Source organism: Cytobacillus gottheilii (assembly GCF_018582665.1).
Classification (GTDB): Bacteria; Bacillota; Bacilli; order Bacillales; family Cytobacillaceae; genus Cytobacillus; species Cytobacillus gottheilii.
In genome coordinates this window covers 2,658,491-2,676,957 of the sequence record NZ_CP071709.1, presented here as the reverse complement: position 1 = coordinate 2,676,957, position 18,467 = coordinate 2,658,491, and the positions used below count along the sequence as shown (strand labels likewise).

Genomic DNA, 18,467 nt, shown 5'->3' with positions numbered 1-18,467 from the left:
TGAATGCAAAACACGTTATGGTATGCCATTTTAGGAATCATCGGCTGTATAATGATTTGGTGCACATACAAAAAAACAGATTTACGTTTGTACATTGCATTATATATTTTCACAATGGGACTTGCTTTTTTTTTGGATTACTTTGTACTAATACTTTTTGATGCATATGCATATCACCCAAATGTATTTCAGGACAATTGGTATGATAACACAGTTGGATCTAGTATGTCACAGGCACTATTTATTCCAAGCCTGCTAATGTTAATGGTTACTTTCCAAATGAAGCTAAGAATGATTGTGTTCTTATTATTTGGTGTTTTTTTGATAGAGGAGCTTTTTACCATGATCAACATCTATGAGCATTACTGGTGGAAATCATGGTATACGTTTATTATTTTATTCATTTCCATTTACATTTTGAAAATGTGGAGAAACCTGCTTAAGCAGCAAATTCCGTTTACTAGGTTTTTGACAATCTATATGGCAATTACCACATGTATGCAAGGGCTGACGATTATCATTCAAGCATTTTGGAGAACACACCATTATACTGTTGGCTGGTTTTCTGAGTTATCCAGAGATAGTATTGCATTTAATACTGCCTATTGGATGATTTACAGCTTGCTGCTGGCAGTCATTGTTCTTTACTGTTTTTCTTTTTCAGCGTTTACAATTCTGCTGGTCGGTGACTTTTCATTAAATGTCATTTTGGAGAAGGCAGGAGTATTGCATATAAACCAATACTGGCATCCAGTACTGTTTGGCATCTGTTTAATACTTGTCCTATTAATGATAAAAAAGTTAGATGATTATTTATTTTCCAGGATTCTAAAGTAGCGTATAAAACTTGCAGAACTGTTTAAAATAACTCTGATCACATACAAGGGAAAAGGGGTGTCCTGGTGGAAATAAACCGTGTGAAACAAATTTTATCATCAAGTGCAGATATTGAGGTTCAATATAATGGTGCATCTGTTTGGATCGATGGCATCAATGAAGAAAATAAAATGGCAACAGTGCATTTGCGCGGCCCTTTAGAAGAGCGAACAGAAGTAGCTATTTCAGATCTTAGAGAGATGTAAAGAGTTGCCTATATAGGCGGCTCTTTATCTTTGTACAAGTGTAAAACAGCCAAAGGTCGAATGCATCCTTAAGTATGTAGTGTTAAAATAATTGAAGCAAGGGGAAGTTAACAAAGTATCAATGTTGTTGCCTTTAAATACGTTGCCAGAGTATAATACCCTTAAAAAAGGGGGCTAGCCCATGAATATGGATGCTGCAGATCATACAGCTTGCGATCATCAAAATGTTCGTAAAAGCCATCATTCAGATGAGGTCAAGAAAAACCTGACTACCAGGTTAAATCGAATTGAAGGTCAAATTAGGGGCATAAAAGGTCTCATTGAAAAAGATACATATTGTGATGATGTCATTACACAAATATCTGCTACTCAATCTGCTTTAAATAGCGTGGCAAAACTGCTGCTGGAAGGTCACTTGAAGAGCTGTATAGTTGAGCGTATTCATGAAGGTGATGACAAGGTATTAGATGAATTTCTTACAACCGTTCAAAAATTGATGAAGAAATGAGGGGCACATATGGAGTACATAACTTTACAAGCCAGCGGCATGTCCTGCGGCCATTGTGTAAAAGCAATAGAGGACAGTGTCGGCGAATTATCTGGAGTAAGCAAGGTGAAAGTTCATCTTGAAAGCGGCAAGGTTGAGGTTGAATATAATCCTGCATCTGTTACACTAGATAAGATCAAAGCAGCAATTGATGAACAAGGATATGATGTTGTATAGAGAATCGTAGAACGTGTATTTATAGCACGTTCTATTATTTTTTTAATCTGATAAAAATATTTTTTTATTGGGAAATCGTGCTGGAACAAGTGTTTTTCGGGAAGAAAGGGTAAAAACAGAGTGTTCTAGCAAAATAAAAAAATTGAATTATATTTTTGCATATGATAGAATTACATACAATATCTAGTGTTGGTCTTGATAGTGTTAACTATATATAGATAATTACACAAGACCATCCGGACTTAAGAGGGAATTCGCTAGAACGCTGATGATTGCGCCTATCATCTTAAGCAGCAATCAAAATAGTGAACCACTGATATAAATAGTTGCAAATGGCAATATGACGTGAGGGGCAACTAGTTAAAAAAATGCACAAGCCAGAGAAACTGCTTGCGCGAGCAAAAGTTTCTTTCTTCGGGAAGTGTTTTTTTTTGTGAAAATGATAATCAGCAACGGTCAAAAAAGATGATCGATGTTTCCTGGAAACATCAAAAACTTTTTTGATTCTGGTTAAATTGAAGCAGGATACAGCATGAAACCTTTAATTTTCGTTTTGCTTGGCTCAAATCTGTGGGATAGAGCGTATTCTCGACTGTTTAAAGACACCTGAAAAAGGACATTTACATAATGTGCATCAGGTGCATAATGTGTTTCCAAAAGAACAGCATTCCGCTGATTCTTTCATGTTGAAGGAGGAATTATCAATGACGAGTTTAACAAAAGTTGTTAACTTTCAGGAACTGCAGGAAATGTTTCCTGAACTGCAAATGCAAAATTTAGAAAAGAAAGCTGCGCAATTAGACAGCCTAAATGAAAATTCTTTTTATGATCAGCTAATACTAGAGTGCTTATCCTTTATTTCAATGGATGAACCTAATTGGACATATGTTGCAGCTCATTTATATTTACAGCAATTATATCGTCATGCAGGTGAGAATCGAGGATATCAGGCAGATCAAAAATATGGCAGCTTTTATGATCTATTACATAAACTCGTCTCATTAGATATATATGAAAGTAAACTAATAGAGAAATATGATAGAGCTGAAATTGATGAGCTTGGCCGTTTTATTAATCCTGAAAAAGATCAGTTATTTACTTATTTAGGGATTAAGATGCTGGCTGATCGATATTTAGCGAAAGACCGTCAAAAGAACGTCTATGAATTGCCTCAGGAGAGATTCATGGTAATCAGTATGATTCTGATGCAAAATGAAGCTCGCTCTCAAAGAGTTGAACTAGTAAAAGAAGCTTACTGGGCACTAAGTAATTTATATATGACGGTTGCAACACCGACTATGTCAAATGCCGGGAAAAAATGGGGTCAGCTTTCAAGCTGCTTTATCGAAACAGTTGACGATAGCTTAGATTCTATTTACGACAGCAATACGGATATTGCTGCATTATCTAAAAATGGCGGAGGAATTGGTGTCTACTTAGGTAAGATCCGCAGCAGAGGCAGTGATATTAAAGGATTTAAAGGAGCATCTTCCGGCGTTTTGCCATGGATGAAGCAATTAAATAATACAGCCGTAAGTGTTGATCAGCTTGGTCAGAGACAAGGAGCGATCAGTGTTTATTTAGATGTTTGGCACAAGGATATTTTCTCTTTCTTAGATGCAAAATTAAATAATGGGGACGAGCGTTTACGTACACATGACCTTTTCACTGGCATCTGTATTCCAGATTTATTTATGGAAGCTGTTGAGAGTCGTGGAGACTGGCATTTATTTGATCCTCATGAAGTCAGAAGAGTGATGGGCTTCTCACTAGAGGATTACTTCGATGAAAAAGATGGAGAAGGCTCTTTCAGAGAGAAGTATCAAGAGTGTGTTGATAACGAGCAGCTAAGCCGTGAAACAATACCGGCAATTGAAATTATGAAATCTGTTCTGAGAAGCCAGCTTGAAACAGGCACTCCGTTTATGTTCTATCGTGATGAAGTAAATCGTAAAAATGCAAATGGACATAAAGGTATGATTTACTGCACAAATCTATGTACAGAGATTGTTCAAAACCAAAGTGTTACAAAAAGAATAGAGGAGTATACAAAGGACGGCAAAATCGTGATCGAAAAAACGCCAGGAGACTTTGTTGTATGTAATCTTTCTTCCATTAACCTAGCACGTGCTGTCAGCGATTCTGCTTTGGAAAGACTTATTAAGGTTCAGGTTAGAATGCTTGATAATGTTATCGATATTAATACAATTCCTGTTATCCAAGGGCAGTTAACAAACCAAAAGTATCGTGCAATTGGCTTAGGGACATTTGGCTGGCATCATTTGCTTGCGATCAGTAAAATTGCTTGGGAAAGCGACAGAGCAGTTCAATTTGCCGACGAGCTATATGAAAAAATCGCTTATTTAACGATTCAAAGCTCCATGGAACTTGCTGCTGAAAAAGAATCATATCCTGCATTTGAAGGCTCAGATTGGGATACTGGAGCATATTTTGAAAAACGCGGATATCTGCAGTCAGACAGCAATCTGGATTGGCAAGGGTTAATGGAGTCTGTGCAAAAAAATGGGATGAGAAATGCTTATTTATTAGCGGTAGCTCCTAATGCTTCAACAGCACTGATCGCAGGAAGCACACCAAGCATCGATCCTATTTTCAACAAGCAATATTCTGAAGAGAAAAAGGATTATCGTATTCCTGTAACTGCTCCAGATCTTAATAGTGAGACAACATGGTATTACAAATCTGCTTACTTATTGGATCAAAAATGGAGTATTCTGCAAAATGCGCAGCGTCAAAAACATATTGATCAGGCGATCTCTTTTAACTTATATGTACCAAATACGATCAAAGCAAAAGACCTTCTTGATCTTCATACAACAGCTTGGAAAGAAAAGTTAAAAACAACCTATTATATTCGATCAACATCTTCTGAAATTGAAGATTGTGAATCATGCTCCAGCTGATTTGAAAGGGGAAATACGAATGGCAACGATCAATAAAAGAAAAATTATGGATGAAACTGCACCAAACCGGTCTACGGCTATTATAAATGGCTCAACTTCAAATATATTAAACTGGGATGATGTCCGTTATTCTTGGGCATATCCTAAATACAAAAAAATGCTGGCTAACTTTTGGACACCATTTGAAATTAATATGTCTCAAGACATTAAGCAGTTTCCTGCATTAACAAAAGATGAACAAGATTCTTTCTTGAAAATTATCGGGTTATTAGCACTGCTTGATAGTATCCAGACAGATTATGCCGGCAAGGTTGCAGACTATCTGACAGATTCCAGCCTTTCAGCATTGATGATCATTCTTGCACAGCAAGAAGTCATTCACAATCATTCATATTCTTATGTACTATCCAGTATTGTTTCAAAACAAAAGCAGGACGAAGTTTTTGAATACTGGCGTACAGAAGAAACATTAATAAAAAGAAATGAATTTGTTACAAATGGCTATAAAGATTTTGCAAAGGACCCAACTGCCGAAAATCTATTAAAGTCTATTGTTTACGATGTCGTGTTAGAAGGTTTGTTCTTCTATTCTGGCTTTGCTTTCTTCTACTATCTTGCCAGAAATCAAAAAATGGTATCCACATCCACGATGATTAACTATATAAATCGTGATGAACAAATTCACGTGGATTTATTTGTGAAGATCTTTAAAGAAATAATAGCTGAAAATCCTGAATTGGATACACCAGAACTAAAAATGTTTGTGAAAGAAACATTTAAAGAAGCGGCAGAGCTTGAAATTGAATGGGCACGTACTGTTATTGGGAATAAATTAGAAGGTGTTCTGCTAAGTGATCTTGAAGCGTATATTAAATTTTACGCAAATGTGCGCAGCAACCAGCTCGGTTTTGAACGACCGTTTGAAGGTTTTAGAACAAATCCACTGCGCTGGATTGTAGCATATGAAGAAGTTGACCAGGGCAAATCAGACTTTTTCGAGCAAAAATCACGTCAATATACGAAAGTGAATCAAGTCGATAACGGATTTGATGAGCTTTAATGAGAAAAGGATTAGTGACTTGAAACGTCGCTAATCCTTTTTTTTATATTTTCTCGGTATAATTGTATTTGTCAATAATATTTCAAAGAAATATTTTACGATTTTTTGAACGTTTTGATTGTATTCCTTCATAATCTAATTTATAATTATTATAAATAAGGTGAAGGAGTGAGAAATCATGATTCGTATTGCATTTTCCGGTTTTGGAGCAATTGTTCTGATCGTTATTGAATCATATATCGCTATGTACCTAAAAGGATCATCAACCATTCAATTTGGTGGCTTAAGTCCTGTGATTTCAATTTGGGCGATGAACTTCTTCTTGCTATTTACAATGTTTACTCATTATAAAATCTGGAAAGAAAACAGGGAAGTTACAAAGGAAAATACCTCTGTCTAAACGAATAAACAAGCGTTTGGGCCCACAGGGATTTATTTTCAACCCCGGGTCCTTAGGCGCAAACTCGTATGATTGTCTACATACATGCGAAAAGCCTATCCGAAAAGGAAAGGCTTTTTTTATACTCTAAAAAGGTAATTGCATGAGAGAGATAATCTATTTTAAAAAATCTGATTCTTTTACGAAAAAATTAAATATTGTAAATACGGTAAATAACATTTTTACCTATTATAATATGACGTATAGGAACATTTAACTATAATAATTCATTACCACTATAGAATTTTAAGAGAGGCAAGGTACATTCCATGGAGCTTACCAGCTACTATAATATAACTCTTGTTTTCATTTCCATTTTAATTGCTGTTATTGCTTCATACGCATCCTTAAATATTGTCAGCCGTCTAAGAAGATCTTCAGGTATGGTTCGTTATATTTGGCTTACTGCTGGTGCTTTTTCATTAGGCTTTGGTATCTGGTCTATGCACTTTATTGCCATGTTGGCTCATCATCTTAGTATTCCTGTTATGTACGATACCTTTCTGGTGGTTTTATCAATTGTTTTGGCTGTAGTTGCATGTGCCATTGCTTTTGCTATTGTTAGTGTAGGCTTAAACCGGGGATTATTTATCTTTATAGGAGCTGCCTTTATATCAGCTGGAATTGCACTAATGCATTATGTAGGAATGGCAGCCATGGTAATGGATGCTGCGATTATTTATGATCCATTATTATTCGTTTTGTCGATTATTATTGCTTTTGTTGCTTCATTAGCGGCCTTATATTTATTCTTTTATTTTGAAAAAAATGCAAATCAAAAGTACACACATCTAAAAAAGATAGCGAGTTCTTTAGTTATGGGTGCCGCAATCTCCGGCATGCATTTTACAGGGATGGCTGCAGCGACATATGAATCTATGGGAATTGAACACAATCACGCACACGCTCATTCCTCAGCTGCAATCAATACAACAGTCATGGGGTTCACTATAGGAATTGGAATGTTTCTGCTTCTCACAATTATTTTGGTTAGTACATTTTTAGATAGAAGATTTCAGCAGAAAACCGATCAGCTTCAATTTTTGGATAATATGTATCAATCCATTATTATGACTGCGAATGATGCGATTGTTTTAGCTGACAGTGAGGGAACCATTATTGCCTGGAATAACGCAGCTGAAGCTATATTCTACTACAAAGAAAATGAAATTCTTGGGCAGAGTCTGGACGTTATTATTCCTGTTAGCTACCGCAAGGCGCATAGTAAGGGTTTGAAGGATTATGTTGATACTGGAAAAGAACAAATTATTGGAAAGTCGGTTGAGTTAGAAGCTCTTCGCAAAAATGGAGAGGTCTTTGCAATTGAATTAACACTATCAACCTTGACGAATGATGAAAATACGTATTTCAGTGGAATCATCCGGGACATTTCTGAACGGAAAAAGAATGAGAAAAAAATAACGGAGCTTGTTTATCGTGATCCATTAACAAACTTACCGAATAGAAGGTTCTTGAATAATTATCTTTCCTTAAGTATCGAACAGGCAGCAATCAATCATCAATCATTGGCAGTTCTTTTTATTGACCTTGACCGTTTTAAATATATAAATGATACACTCGGCCACAGTGTCGGTGATCAGCTTCTCGTGGAAGTATCGAAGCGAATGTCTAAATATATTGAGAAAAAGGACATGCTTGCCAGACAGGGAGGAGATGAATATATATTAATCTTCCCGCAAATGAATCATCAGCATGCTGCAAAAATTTCACAGCAGATTTTAGATGAATTGTTAATGCCATTTCATTTTGAGGATAACGAACTGTTTATCTCGGCTTCCATTGGCATCAGTATGTATCCTGAAGATGGCAGTGAAGCTGATTTGCTTGTGAAAAATGCCGACACAGCAATGTACAGGGCAAAAGAGAATGGAAAAAACAATTTTCAATTCTTTACAGCCGATATGAATGAGCTGATGGCAAAAAAAATGAGACTAGAGATTGGATTGCGCAAAGCGGTCATTAATAACGAATTAGAACTATATTATCAGCCGCAAATACAGGTGAACACTGGTCATATTATGGGGGTTGAAGCATTAATCCGCTGGAACCATCCTAAGATGGGCATCGTTTCACCTGCAGAATTTATCCCACTCGCTGAAGAGACAGGATTGATTATCCAGATTGGAACTTGGGTAATTGAAACGGCATGCCGACAAGCAAAGGAATGGGAGATACAGGGATATGCTCCCGTAAGAATGAGTATAAATATCTCTGCACGCCAATTCCAGCAGACCTCGTTTGTAGATACGGTGATGGAAATTATCGAAAATACTAAAATTGATCCACAATACCTGGAACTTGAATTAACGGAAACGATTGTACAAGATCCAGTTTATGCGATTCCAGTGCTTAATCAATTAAAAGAGATGGGCATAAAATTATCCCTGGATGATTTCGGTACAGGGTATTCTTCATTAAGCTATTTAAAGTCCTTTCCGCTTGATACATTAAAAATTGACCGTTCATTTATTAGTACAGTCAACGAAAGCGGGAAAGATGCAGCCATTGTCAAAACAATTATTAATATGGCTAATAGCCTTGATCTAAATGTAATAGCTGAAGGTGTGGAAACAAATGAACAGCTGTTATCCTTAAAGCAGGATGGCTGTGACGAATATCAGGGATACTTGTTCAGTAAGCCTGTAAAAGCTATTGCAGTACAAGAATTGCTTCAAAAATGTATGGAAGAGAAGTCATTAGGACCAATAGTTGAAGTTTAAAACATAAATTGGTTTTCTCAAGAATAAAGCCTAAACAATAGGGAAACAAATGAACTAGACGAGGAATCATATTTCCGTCTAGTTTTTTATTTTTGGAGCATAACAGTCTCTTGAACGATGAAATGCCATTAAAATAATTATGTATTTTAACCCCTGTGCACAATTATTTGTTACCTAACTATTTAGAAGCAAGTATACTGATATTAATGGAAGGATGAAAGGGCAATCTGTTTCGTGAGTAAAAACTCAGTGCTTCAACAGAAGGCAAAGGAATGAAAAAATATAAATTAATCATGATTATTATTGTAGTTCTATTAATTGCTTTTTTCATGTGGAGTAAAAACGGGGACGGTGTTACCGTGCAAAAGTATGTAAAAGAACATTATATGAGTGATTCACTTATTTCTAGCTACCAAACCGGTGAAGATGAGCAATATTTATCAGAAAGTATAGGTTTGTATATGAAATATTTGCTGCATGGCGGGTATGATGAAGCGTTTCGTGAGCAAGTAGATGTTCTTAAAAAACATTTCCTTCTTTCAAATGAAAAGGGTATCTATATACGCTGGTCTCTTGACGAGCATGCAGCAGCTAATGCACTAATAGATGATGTAAGGATTATTCAGGCGCTTATCAAAGGTTCATTATTATTTAAGGAACAAGAATATCAAAAATTAGCGGATGTTCTAAGGGATTCTTTAGTAAGTTTGCAGTATGAGGATGGACTGTATCGTGATTTTTCAGATTGGACTACAGGTGAACCAGCAGAAAGGATAACATTAAGTTATTTAACAGATGACTTCTTTCAAACCTTCACATATACGGATAGAACAGAGACACTTCTGTTGAATGCAATAGATGACGAAGATCCTTTTTTTCCAGAATACTACGATATAAGCAAGCAAGCATATCAATATAGCGATGAGGTTCATATGGTCGATCAGTTGTTAATCGCGGCCAACATAGTGAAACGTGGACAAGAACTTCCCTTATTCAACAATTGGCTGCTCTCACAATTGGAGGAAGAAGGAAAAGTTTTTGGCCGCTATGATAGAAACAGCGGAAAGCCTGTCGTTTCTTATGAATCAATGGCTGTTTATGCTTTTGCCTATGATTATTTATTGTTAATTGGGGAAGAGCGAGCTGCAGAAAGTATGTGGAAACATGTTATAGAACTAGAAAAATCGATCTCTTATGAGGAAGAGCATTTCTTTGATTATATTTTATTTCATACAGTTAATGACTTTAGCACCGCTCCTCTATAGGAGTGGTGCTTTTATTTCAATTCCTCGATCGTAATTCTTACTTTTTCTCCGTCAATATCTTTTAATAATTGAAGCAAATCTTCTCCGCCAATAGATAGGTTCAGCGATTTTTCTTCGTTTGTCTGAATGTCCGTGTGAACAATTCCTTCTAAATTTATATCAAGCAACATAATGACCTCCTTTTATTTGATTTACTGATTATATTCACGATTCAGGGTGTTGTTAAACATTAAGATTTATGTGATAGAATTCACAATCGGGATGAAAAAAAGAGGGTGAAACAAGGTAGGGGAGTGGATGAAGTATATAGGAAAGATTAGTTTACTTTTTTATATAGTGCTTCTGTTTCTCTAGCATGTGCACACGCAGAATTGAAAGAATCAAACCGCTCTGATTGGTAGACAAGTTCATTCCATTCAAAGTTTCCAGTTTCACTGGATGGGTAAACCGCAACTCGCCAGCTATATTTTCTCTTTTTCTCTAAATTACCTTCTATGGCGATGAGCCAGTGACTACAGAAGGTAGAGTTATTTTTCATTTTTACAGATGGAAGCAGGATAATCGACTTTTGAAAAAAATCAACATAACTATTTGTAAGGGTGTTCATTGTTTAATACCGCCTTTCGAAAGATTGTTTATAGTTTTATTATATGTTCTAAAAGGCTGTTTTTCTGTTACAGCTTTCTGAATTAGATTGATAAGGAAGTTACTTTTGACACTTTCAAATGCTTAAATTCAAGAATATTACATCTTATGTCTAATCTGCTTGTTAAGTGGACAATAATAACTGTGTATCTGATCGAATTTAACTTAGGAGGAATAAAATGAGCTCAGCTTTTTTTAATGCTATTAAAAACCGCCGTTCCATTTACGGCATTAGTAAGGAGCATGTTGCTTCGAATGAAGCTATAAAGGAAATCATTAACGAAGCAGTTCTCCATACTCCATCATCTTTCAACTCGCAAAGCACGCGAGTGGTCTTATTGCTGGGAGAAAAACATGATAAAGTTTGGGATTTAACAAAGGATGCTTTAAGAAAAGTTGTACCAGCTGAAAATTTTTCGCCTACAGATGAAAAAATCAATTCATTTAAAGCTGGATATGGCACGGTTTTATTTTATGAGGATCAGCAAGTAGTTAAAGGACTTCAGGAAGATTTTGCGTTATATGCAGACAATTTTCCTGTTTGGTCAGAGCATACATCTGCTATGCATCAGTTTGTAATATGGACAGCCTTAGAGGAAATTGGTTTTGGGGCCTCTTTACAGCATTATAATCCGCTAATCGATGAGTCAATCCAGCAGGAGTGGTCAATTCCATCATCTTGGAAGCTAATTGCACAAATGCCATTTGGAAAACCAACCATGGCTCCTGGAGAAAAAGATTTTAAACCGCTGGAAGAGCGTATTAAGATATTTGAATAATTACCTTAGTAGGTACTAGACATGAAGAACCTGGGATGATTAACTCTAAATAATCATCCCAGGTTTTTTGTTTTGGCTACTATGTTATAAAAAATAATAGGAAAGTGAACTTAGCGGACAATGCTGCGATATTATTCGGATTTTTTTCAGGAATTTTAGATTTCTACCTCAATCATCCACTTTAAAAGAAATAATTTCAGCACTGCAGGCAAAAAATATAGGAACATAAAAAGATCCGTTCCACAAGGAGACGGACAAAAAAGAGACTATGGAATCATTAGAAAAAACAAAGATAAAACAACATATAGTATTTATTAAAAATATTAAAACTATATGTTGTTATTTTAGATTTTAGCATAATACATAATATAGTTCAAACTATTATTTTGAGATAATTCCAAAAATAATAGTAAATTCAATTTCCATTCAAAAACAATCATAAGTTGATTGTTTTTGAAAGAAAATGATTGAAATCTGCAATCGGTTTCAGTACAATAAGAACATGATAAAGCTTCAGCAAAAAGGAGATCTTTATAATGCTTACGCCAGACAGGCACCAGCTTATATTAAAACTATTAAAGCAGCAGTCAACGGTGAAAATACAAGATATCGTAGAGGCTACAAATAGTTCAGAATCGACGATCAGACGTGATTTAACTCAATTGGAAAAAGGGAAATACCTGAAAAGAGTACATGGAGGAGCTTCAAGATTGCAAGGGAAGCTTCAAGAGCCAAGTATGATTGAAAAATCAGCCAAAAACCTTCAAGAAAAAAAACAAATTGCCAAACATGCAGCATCGCTGGTTGAAGAAGGAGATTCCATTTACTTAGATGCAGGTTCTACAGTTGCTGAAATAATCCCATTCCTGCCTGTTCATAATATAGTTGTTGTAACAAATGGACTGACACATGTAAATCAATTAGTAGATCGGAATATTACGACTTACATTATTGGCGGATTTGCAAAGCCAAAAACAAATGCAGTCATTGGCCGGGGAGCACTTGAAAGCTTGAGACAGTACCGTTTCGATAAATGTTTCATGGGGGTCAATGGGATTCATCCCGAATTTGGCTTTACAACGCCTGATCAGGAAGAGGCATTGATTAAGCAGATGGCCATTGGTTTAGCCCGCGAAGCATATGTACTGGCTGATGATTCTAAGTTGTTTGAAATTGGATTCGCTAAAATAGGAGATTTGCACGAAGCTGTAATTATTACAAATGAACATGATGAAGAAAGTCTAAGCGAAATAAAGAGTAAAACCATGGTAAAGGTTGTGACAGCATGATATATACATTAACGCTAAATCCTTCTGTAGACTATATCACATCTCTTAATCAATTTAATGTAGGTCATTTAAATCGGGTTGAAGAGGGAACAAAGCTGCCAGGCGGCAAAGGGATCAACGTTTCCCGTCTTTTAAAAAGAATGGGAGTTACTAGTGTTGCTCTTGGCTATGTCGGAGGATTTACTGGCAATTATATTGAGACGTATTTACAGAATGAGCAAATAAATACAGATTTTGTACACGTTAATGATGATACAAGAATTAATGTGAAAATTAAGGCAGCTGAAGAAACAGAACTGAATGGAAAGGGACCAAATATAACAGCTGAAGAAATGGATCTGCTGAAAAGGAAAATTTCTGCTTTAACGGAAGAAGATCTGCTTGTTATTGCCGGGAGCATTCCAGCTAGTTTGCCTGCTTCAACATATGAAGAAATCGTAAAAACACTAGGAGAAAACGGAACATCATTTGTAGTGGATGCTGAAGGTGAGTTATTAAAAAAGGTGCTTCCGTATCGTCCGTTCCTGATTAAGCCAAACCATCATGAGCTTGGACAGCTTTTTGAGACTGAGATTACATCAGCAGAGCAGGCCATTTTATATGGAAGACGTCTGCTGGAGATGGGTGCTCAACATGTCATTGTTTCAATGGCAGGGGACGGTGCCATTTTTATCAGTGAGAATGAAGTCTATACTTCAAATGTTCCAAAGGGAGAGGTACAAAGCTCGGTTGGTGCTGGTGATTCGATGGTAGCTGGCTTTTTAGCTCAATATGAAAAAACAAAAAATATTGAAAAGGCATTTCAATATAGTGTGGCTAGCGGCAGTGCAACCGCATTTTCTATTGGGCTTGCGACCGAGGAAAAAATTCAGCAGCTCTTAGATGAAGTGAACATAAGAAAAAGAAATGGAGCGAACTAAGATGAAAATTACAGAATTGCTGACAAAGGAGACCATTTTGCTTTCGATTAATGGCAGCGAAAAAGCTGAAGCAATCGAAGCATTAGTCAATAAATTAGACTCAGCAGGCAAATTAAATAACCGAGATGAATTTAAGAAAGCTATTCTTAAAAGAGAAGAGCAAAGTACAACAGGAATCGGAGAGGGAATTGCGATTCCGCATGCTAAAACTGCCGCAGTCAAAACTCCTGCCATTGCTTTTGGTAAGTCTGAAAATGGTGTTGATTATCAATCACTGGACGGACAGCCGGCGTTTCTTTTCTTTATGATTGCTGCTCCTGAGGGTGCAAACAATACACATTTAGAAGCATTGTCACGTCTTTCCTCCATTCTTATGAATGAAGAAGCACGTCAAAAACTGCAAAACGTTAAAGTAGAGCAAGATGTTATCGATATTATCAATTCATATGATCAAGAAGAGGAAGAAGAACCAGCTCAAGAGGAAATTAATGAGACTGAGCAATTTATTGTTGCTGTTACTGCGTGTCCAACTGGAATTGCCCACACGTATATGGCGGCAGATTCTCTTAAAGCAAAAGCTGCTGAAATGGGTGTTCAGATTAAGGTTGAAACAAATGGTTCTAGCGGTGCGAAGAACGTCTTAACAGCTGAAGAAATTGAGAAAGCAACTGCAGTTATTGTAGCGGCTGACACAAAAGTAGAAATGGCGCGTTTTGGAGGCAAGCATGTCCTGCAAACGCCAGTTGCTGATGGAATCCGCAAGCCTAAGGAGTTAATTGAAAAGGCATTAAATCAGGATGTACCTGTTTATACAGCGGATAGTAATTCAAAGTCAGGTGAAGGGCAAAAAGAACAAAAAGCGGGGATTTACAAGCATTTAATGAATGGTGTATCAAACATGCTGCCATTTGTTGTCGGCGGAGGTATTTTGATTGCGATTTCCTTTATGTTTGGTTATAATGCTTCAAATCCTGATGACCCATCATATCACCCTATTGCAGAAGCATTAAATACAATTGGCGGTGGCAGTGCATTTGGTCTTATTATTCCAATTCTGGCTGCCTTCATCGCAATGAGCATTGCTGATCGTCCAGGGTTTGCAGCTGGTGCTGTTGGCGGTATGCTTGCTGCAACTGGAGGAGCAGGTTTCCTTGGCGGTATTATTGCCGGGTTCTTGGCTGGATATTTAGTTGTAGGCTTGAAAAAGGTTCTTTCAGGATTGCCTGCAGCATTAGAGGGAATTAAAACGATTTTATTATATCCTCTACTTGGTATTGGATTAACTGGATTCATTATGCTTTATGTTGTTAATAAACCAGTAGCCGCATTAGATGATGCCATTACAGGCTGGTTAACAGGTTTAGGAACAGGAAATGCTGTTTTGCTTGGTGCTGTTTTAGGGTTAATGATGGCCTTTGATATGGGAGGACCAGTCAATAAATCCGCATATGTGTTTGGAACAGGTCTCCTTGCAAGTGATGTATTTGGACCAATGGCAGCTGTTATGGCAGCAGGAATGGTTCCGCCATTAGCAATTGCTTTAGCAACTACTTTCTTTAAAAATAAATTTACGAAACAAGAGAGAGAAGCAGGAAAAGTGAACTACATTATGGGTGCTTCCTTCATTACTGAAGGTGCCATACCATATGCAGCAGCCGATCCGCTCCGTGTAATTCCTTCTATGATGGTTGGTTCAGCTATTGCCGGTGCTGTGTCCATGATGGCCAATATTGGTCTAAGAGCACCGCATGGCGGAGTATTTGTTATTCCATTAGTTGAAGGTCCATGGTTTGTTTACCTGATTGGAATTGTAGCTGGAGCAATTGTATCTGCTCTATTAATAGGACTTCTGAAAAAACCAGTAAAATAATGTAAAGTTCATTTTAGATACCGAAAAGGCGCTTCCGGCTTTATAAAAGCAGGAGGCGCCTTTTATATAGATATAGGAATGAAGACTCAATTTCAATATTTAGAACATACGTTCGATTTTTAGGACGAGTTTATGGTATAATGAAATAGCAGTGGAAAGTTTCTATATAGGGTGGTCGGCTAACCCCGTTCCGAGAGGGGGTGATGCCTTTGACAGTATATGAAGGAATGATGATTATGATTTCCTTTGCAAGCTTGATTATTGCTGTCTTAAGTTTTAAAGATAAAAAATAGACCTCCCTTGAGCTAAAAGAAGGGTGAGGTCTACGTGATTTGGGCCGATCCCCGATGGAAACGGACTATTGTAAATGGCTGTGAATGCTGCAACATTCACAGCTGTTTTTATTAAGTATTTAATTTTACTTAGTTAAAGGATATCATATCAGCCATGCAAAGTCACGGCAATTTATTTGAAATTCCTCAGATCTTGCCTTAGGCAGCTTCCTTTTCAGGTTTTATTGCCAACAGTGTTGCTAATGCAGCTAGGACTGTAAGTGCGCATAACAAATAGAAAAGCCAGTTTTCAGCATGTTTTAATAGCAAGGCAATGGCAGGCGGTCCAGCAGCAACTCCAATAAACCGCATTGAACTGTACACAGATGAGATCGTTCCTCTTTCCTCTTTTTCAATTCCCTCTGTAATTAAAGCATCGAGACATGGAAGAGCTACGCCTATGCCAATTCCACAAAGTAAAAACATGCAAATCATATAGATTAGATTTTCAGAAAAACTAAGCAGAACAACGGAAGCTGCAGATAAAGAACAGCCAATGAAAATAATCCATTTCATCATGATTTTATTTTCTTTAATCTTTTTTCCAGTAATATAGGATGCTAAACATAATGCGCCAAGAGGTACAGCGAGCAAAAATCCTTTTTTTAGATTTTTTATATCATAGGTATTCTCAAGAACATCAGATAAATAAAAGAGCACACCAAACAATACAAACATTAAAATAGCACCAATCAAAAAGATGGCATATAACCATTTGCCATTATCTTTGAAAATCTGCTTGATCTTTTTAAAAAACTTTTTAATAGGCAAGGGTTTTTCTTTTTTTTTCGGCGTTTTAACTAGAAAAAACATAAGCAATATCGAGATTCCGCAAAACACTGGAAATGAAAAGAAAGGTAAAAACCATATAAATCCAGCTAATAATGCTCCAAGGATCGGGCTGAGAACTTTTCCGAACGTGTTTGCCGTTTCGATTAAGCCTAGGGAGCTGCTAATTTCATCATCATTTTTATACATATCGCCAACAAGTGGCATTACAATAGGTGCAGCACCTGCTGCACCTACTCCCTGCAGTGCTCTTCCCAAGAGGATAATCATGTATGGATCATTCATTTTCCATGAAGCCCAGCCAGAGATAATGCCTCCAATTCCAGCAATAAAAAGGCTTGGAATGATAACTCTTTTTCTGCCGATGTGATCAGATAACAAGCCGGCAAGCGGTATTAAAAAGATGGCCACAATTGAATAAACTGTTATAATCATACTAACTTGGAAAGAGGATATATTTAGTTCTTTTTCCATCTCAGGCAGCACTGGAATAAGCATCGAATTTCCAAGCGTCATTACCAATGGAATAGATGAGATGGATAAGATAGCCCATTTTTGATTATTCTTATCTTCTTGCTGGTTATTCCCTTTTTTCTTCTTTGCAACGATCTGTTCAATATTGTCCATGAGTGGGCTAACCTTCCTTCTGTTTAAGGTCACTAAGCTTAATATGGACGATTTATGACAAAAATAATTGCTGAATTGACTTATTTTTTTGGTAATCTATAGGAATAAAGTGTGATGGGGTGTTTTATTTTGAAAGGAAAAATTATAACATTAAGTATCGGAAAACCTAAAGTTTTTCAATGGAAAAAAAAGCCTGAAGAATCAGGAATTGCGAAGGCAATTGTCGAAGAAGTCCAATTAAATAAACCATGCTTTGAAGGTGATGGGGTTGCTAATGAGAAGTTTCACGGCGGACCAGATCGTGCTGTTTGTGCATATCCTTTTGAACACTACGAATATTGGGGAAAAGTTTTTCAAAAGCCATTTGCTCCACCATCATTTGGAGAAAATATATGTGTGAAGGATATGATGGAAAAAGATGTCTACATAGGTGATATTTTTCAAACAGGAAATGTTATCATACAAATCACGCAAGGAAGAATTCCATGTTCGACGCTTTCAAAATTCAATGAAACAGATGCATTACTTTCAAAAACATTTGAAACAGGCTATACAGGCTATTTTTTTAAAGTGCTTGATGAGGGTAAGGTTTATTCAGAGAGTACTTTAGAGCTGATCGAAAGAAAGCAGGAAAGTATTTCAGTTTTAGATGCTAATTTAATTATGTTTCAGCGTAATGATCCGCAAAAAATGAGAGAACTTCTTGCTTTGCATGATCTGGCCGAAGAGTGGAAAATAAAGCTGGAAAAATACATAAGAGCAGCAAAATAATTTTTTTATCAAATATTCTTGACATTTTTGCAATTGACAAATATGATAATAAACAAATATGAAACGGCAATGACGAAGAGTAGTAACTTCTGTAAATACTTTAGAGAGCTGGTGGTTGGTGCAAACCAGTGTAGCTGCAGTTGCGAATGGACTTCAGAGCTTCCAAACCGAACGGGAACACTCCTAATTAGGCTTTGGCGAAGCGTCTCA

Annotated in this window: 18 protein-coding genes and 1 other annotated feature (1 of these 19 cut by a window edge); of the genes, 15 read left to right on the top strand and 3 right to left on the bottom strand. The window is 36.6% G+C overall.

Going from position 1 to position 18,467, the window contains the following annotated elements; all coding sequences use genetic code 11:
- The first annotated feature begins 3 nt into the window (after nucleotides 1-3).
- The 9 genes from J1899_RS13195 (at nucleotide 4) to J1899_RS13155 (ending at nucleotide 10,235) form a co-directional block, all read left to right on the top strand.
- Nucleotides 4-837: a hypothetical protein gene (locus J1899_RS13195; RefSeq protein ID WP_214474327.1), complete on the top strand. Its 834-nt coding sequence runs from the start codon at nucleotides 4-6 to the stop codon at nucleotides 835-837.
- Nucleotides 838-902: 65 nt separating this feature from the next.
- Nucleotides 903-1,082 carry an H-type small acid-soluble spore protein gene (locus J1899_RS13190; protein WP_066444715.1) on the top strand — a complete coding sequence of 60 codons (180 nt, stop codon included), beginning with the start codon at nucleotides 903-905 and terminating at the stop codon, nucleotides 1,080-1,082.
- Between the two features lie 181 nt (nucleotides 1,083-1,263).
- Nucleotides 1,264-1,590: a metal-sensitive transcriptional regulator gene (locus tag J1899_RS13185; RefSeq protein WP_066444717.1), complete on the top strand. Its 327-nt coding sequence runs from the start codon at nucleotides 1,264-1,266 to the stop codon at nucleotides 1,588-1,590.
- A 9-nt stretch (nucleotides 1,591-1,599) separates the two neighbouring features.
- Nucleotides 1,600-1,806, top strand: a complete 207-nt coding sequence (gene copZ / locus J1899_RS13180) for a copper chaperone CopZ (RefSeq protein WP_066444719.1) — start codon at nucleotides 1,600-1,602, stop codon at nucleotides 1,804-1,806.
- Between the two features lie 704 nt (nucleotides 1,807-2,510).
- Nucleotides 2,511-4,730, top strand: a complete 2,220-nt coding sequence (locus tag J1899_RS13175) for a ribonucleoside-diphosphate reductase subunit alpha (protein ID WP_246586479.1) — start codon at nucleotides 2,511-2,513, stop codon at nucleotides 4,728-4,730.
- 19 nt (nucleotides 4,731-4,749) lie between these two features.
- On the top strand, nucleotides 4,750-5,790 hold the full coding sequence (locus J1899_RS13170; RefSeq protein ID WP_214474325.1) for a ribonucleotide-diphosphate reductase subunit beta: 1,041 nt from the start codon (nucleotides 4,750-4,752) through the stop codon (nucleotides 5,788-5,790).
- A gap of 178 nt (nucleotides 5,791-5,968) precedes the next feature.
- Nucleotides 5,969-6,190, top strand: coding sequence for a hypothetical protein (locus J1899_RS13165; protein WP_066444734.1), 222 nt, complete (start codon nucleotides 5,969-5,971; stop codon nucleotides 6,188-6,190).
- Between the two features lie 308 nt (nucleotides 6,191-6,498).
- On the top strand, nucleotides 6,499-8,970 hold the full coding sequence (locus tag J1899_RS13160) for a bifunctional diguanylate cyclase/phosphodiesterase (RefSeq protein ID WP_214474322.1): 2,472 nt from the start codon (nucleotides 6,499-6,501) through the stop codon (nucleotides 8,968-8,970).
- A 272-nt stretch (nucleotides 8,971-9,242) separates the two neighbouring features.
- On the top strand, nucleotides 9,243-10,235 hold the full coding sequence (locus J1899_RS13155) for a hypothetical protein (protein ID WP_214474320.1): 993 nt from the start codon (nucleotides 9,243-9,245) through the stop codon (nucleotides 10,233-10,235).
- Between the two features lie 11 nt (nucleotides 10,236-10,246).
- Here J1899_RS13155 and J1899_RS13150 read toward each other — a convergent pair whose 3' ends face one another.
- Both J1899_RS13150 and J1899_RS13145 read right to left on the bottom strand, forming a co-directional pair.
- The gene (locus J1899_RS13150; RefSeq protein WP_214474318.1) at nucleotides 10,247-10,405 is read right to left on the bottom strand and encodes a hypothetical protein; all 159 of its coding nucleotides are present in this window, start codon (nucleotides 10,403-10,405) and stop codon (nucleotides 10,247-10,249) included.
- Nucleotides 10,406-10,551: 146 nt separating this feature from the next.
- Complete coding sequence (locus tag J1899_RS13145; RefSeq protein WP_214474316.1) at nucleotides 10,552-10,842, bottom strand: hypothetical protein; 291 nt, start codon at nucleotides 10,840-10,842, stop codon at nucleotides 10,552-10,554.
- A gap of 217 nt (nucleotides 10,843-11,059) precedes the next feature.
- Here J1899_RS13145 and J1899_RS13140 point away from each other — a divergent pair, with 217 nt between their 5' ends.
- From J1899_RS13140 to J1899_RS22855, 5 genes are all read left to right on the top strand, one after another.
- On the top strand, nucleotides 11,060-11,659 hold the full coding sequence (locus J1899_RS13140; RefSeq protein WP_214474314.1) for a nitroreductase family protein: 600 nt from the start codon (nucleotides 11,060-11,062) through the stop codon (nucleotides 11,657-11,659).
- A gap of 536 nt (nucleotides 11,660-12,195) precedes the next feature.
- Nucleotides 12,196-12,948, top strand: coding sequence for a DeoR/GlpR family DNA-binding transcription regulator (locus J1899_RS13135; RefSeq protein ID WP_214474312.1), 753 nt, complete (start codon nucleotides 12,196-12,198; stop codon nucleotides 12,946-12,948).
- On the top strand, nucleotides 12,945-13,868 hold the full coding sequence (gene pfkB / locus J1899_RS13130) for a 1-phosphofructokinase (RefSeq protein ID WP_214474309.1): 924 nt from the start codon (nucleotides 12,945-12,947) through the stop codon (nucleotides 13,866-13,868). The genes J1899_RS13135 and pfkB overlap by 4 nt, the downstream gene beginning before the upstream one ends.
- 1 nt (nucleotide 13,869) lies before the next feature.
- Complete coding sequence (locus tag J1899_RS13125; RefSeq protein ID WP_066444758.1) at nucleotides 13,870-15,738, top strand: PTS fructose transporter subunit IIABC; 1,869 nt, start codon at nucleotides 13,870-13,872, stop codon at nucleotides 15,736-15,738.
- 203 nt (nucleotides 15,739-15,941) lie between these two features.
- On the top strand, nucleotides 15,942-16,031 hold the full coding sequence (locus J1899_RS22855) for a putative holin-like toxin (RefSeq protein ID WP_367659892.1): 90 nt from the start codon (nucleotides 15,942-15,944) through the stop codon (nucleotides 16,029-16,031).
- 198 nt (nucleotides 16,032-16,229) lie between these two features.
- Here the strand turns inward: J1899_RS22855 and bcbE are convergent, their stop codons facing one another.
- Nucleotides 16,230-17,486, bottom strand: a complete 1,257-nt coding sequence (gene bcbE / locus J1899_RS13120) for a bacillibactin exporter BcbE (protein WP_214474306.1) — start codon at nucleotides 17,484-17,486, stop codon at nucleotides 16,230-16,232.
- A gap of 129 nt (nucleotides 17,487-17,615) precedes the next feature.
- On the opposite strand from bcbE, the gene J1899_RS13115 reads away from it, so the two are divergent.
- Entirely contained in the window at nucleotides 17,616-18,257 is a 642-nt protein-coding gene (locus tag J1899_RS13115; protein WP_246586478.1) for an MOSC domain-containing protein, read from the top strand.
- A 60-nt stretch (nucleotides 18,258-18,317) separates the two neighbouring features.
- Nucleotides 18,318-18,467: a binding site (T-box leader), on the top strand; it runs 110 nt beyond the window's last position.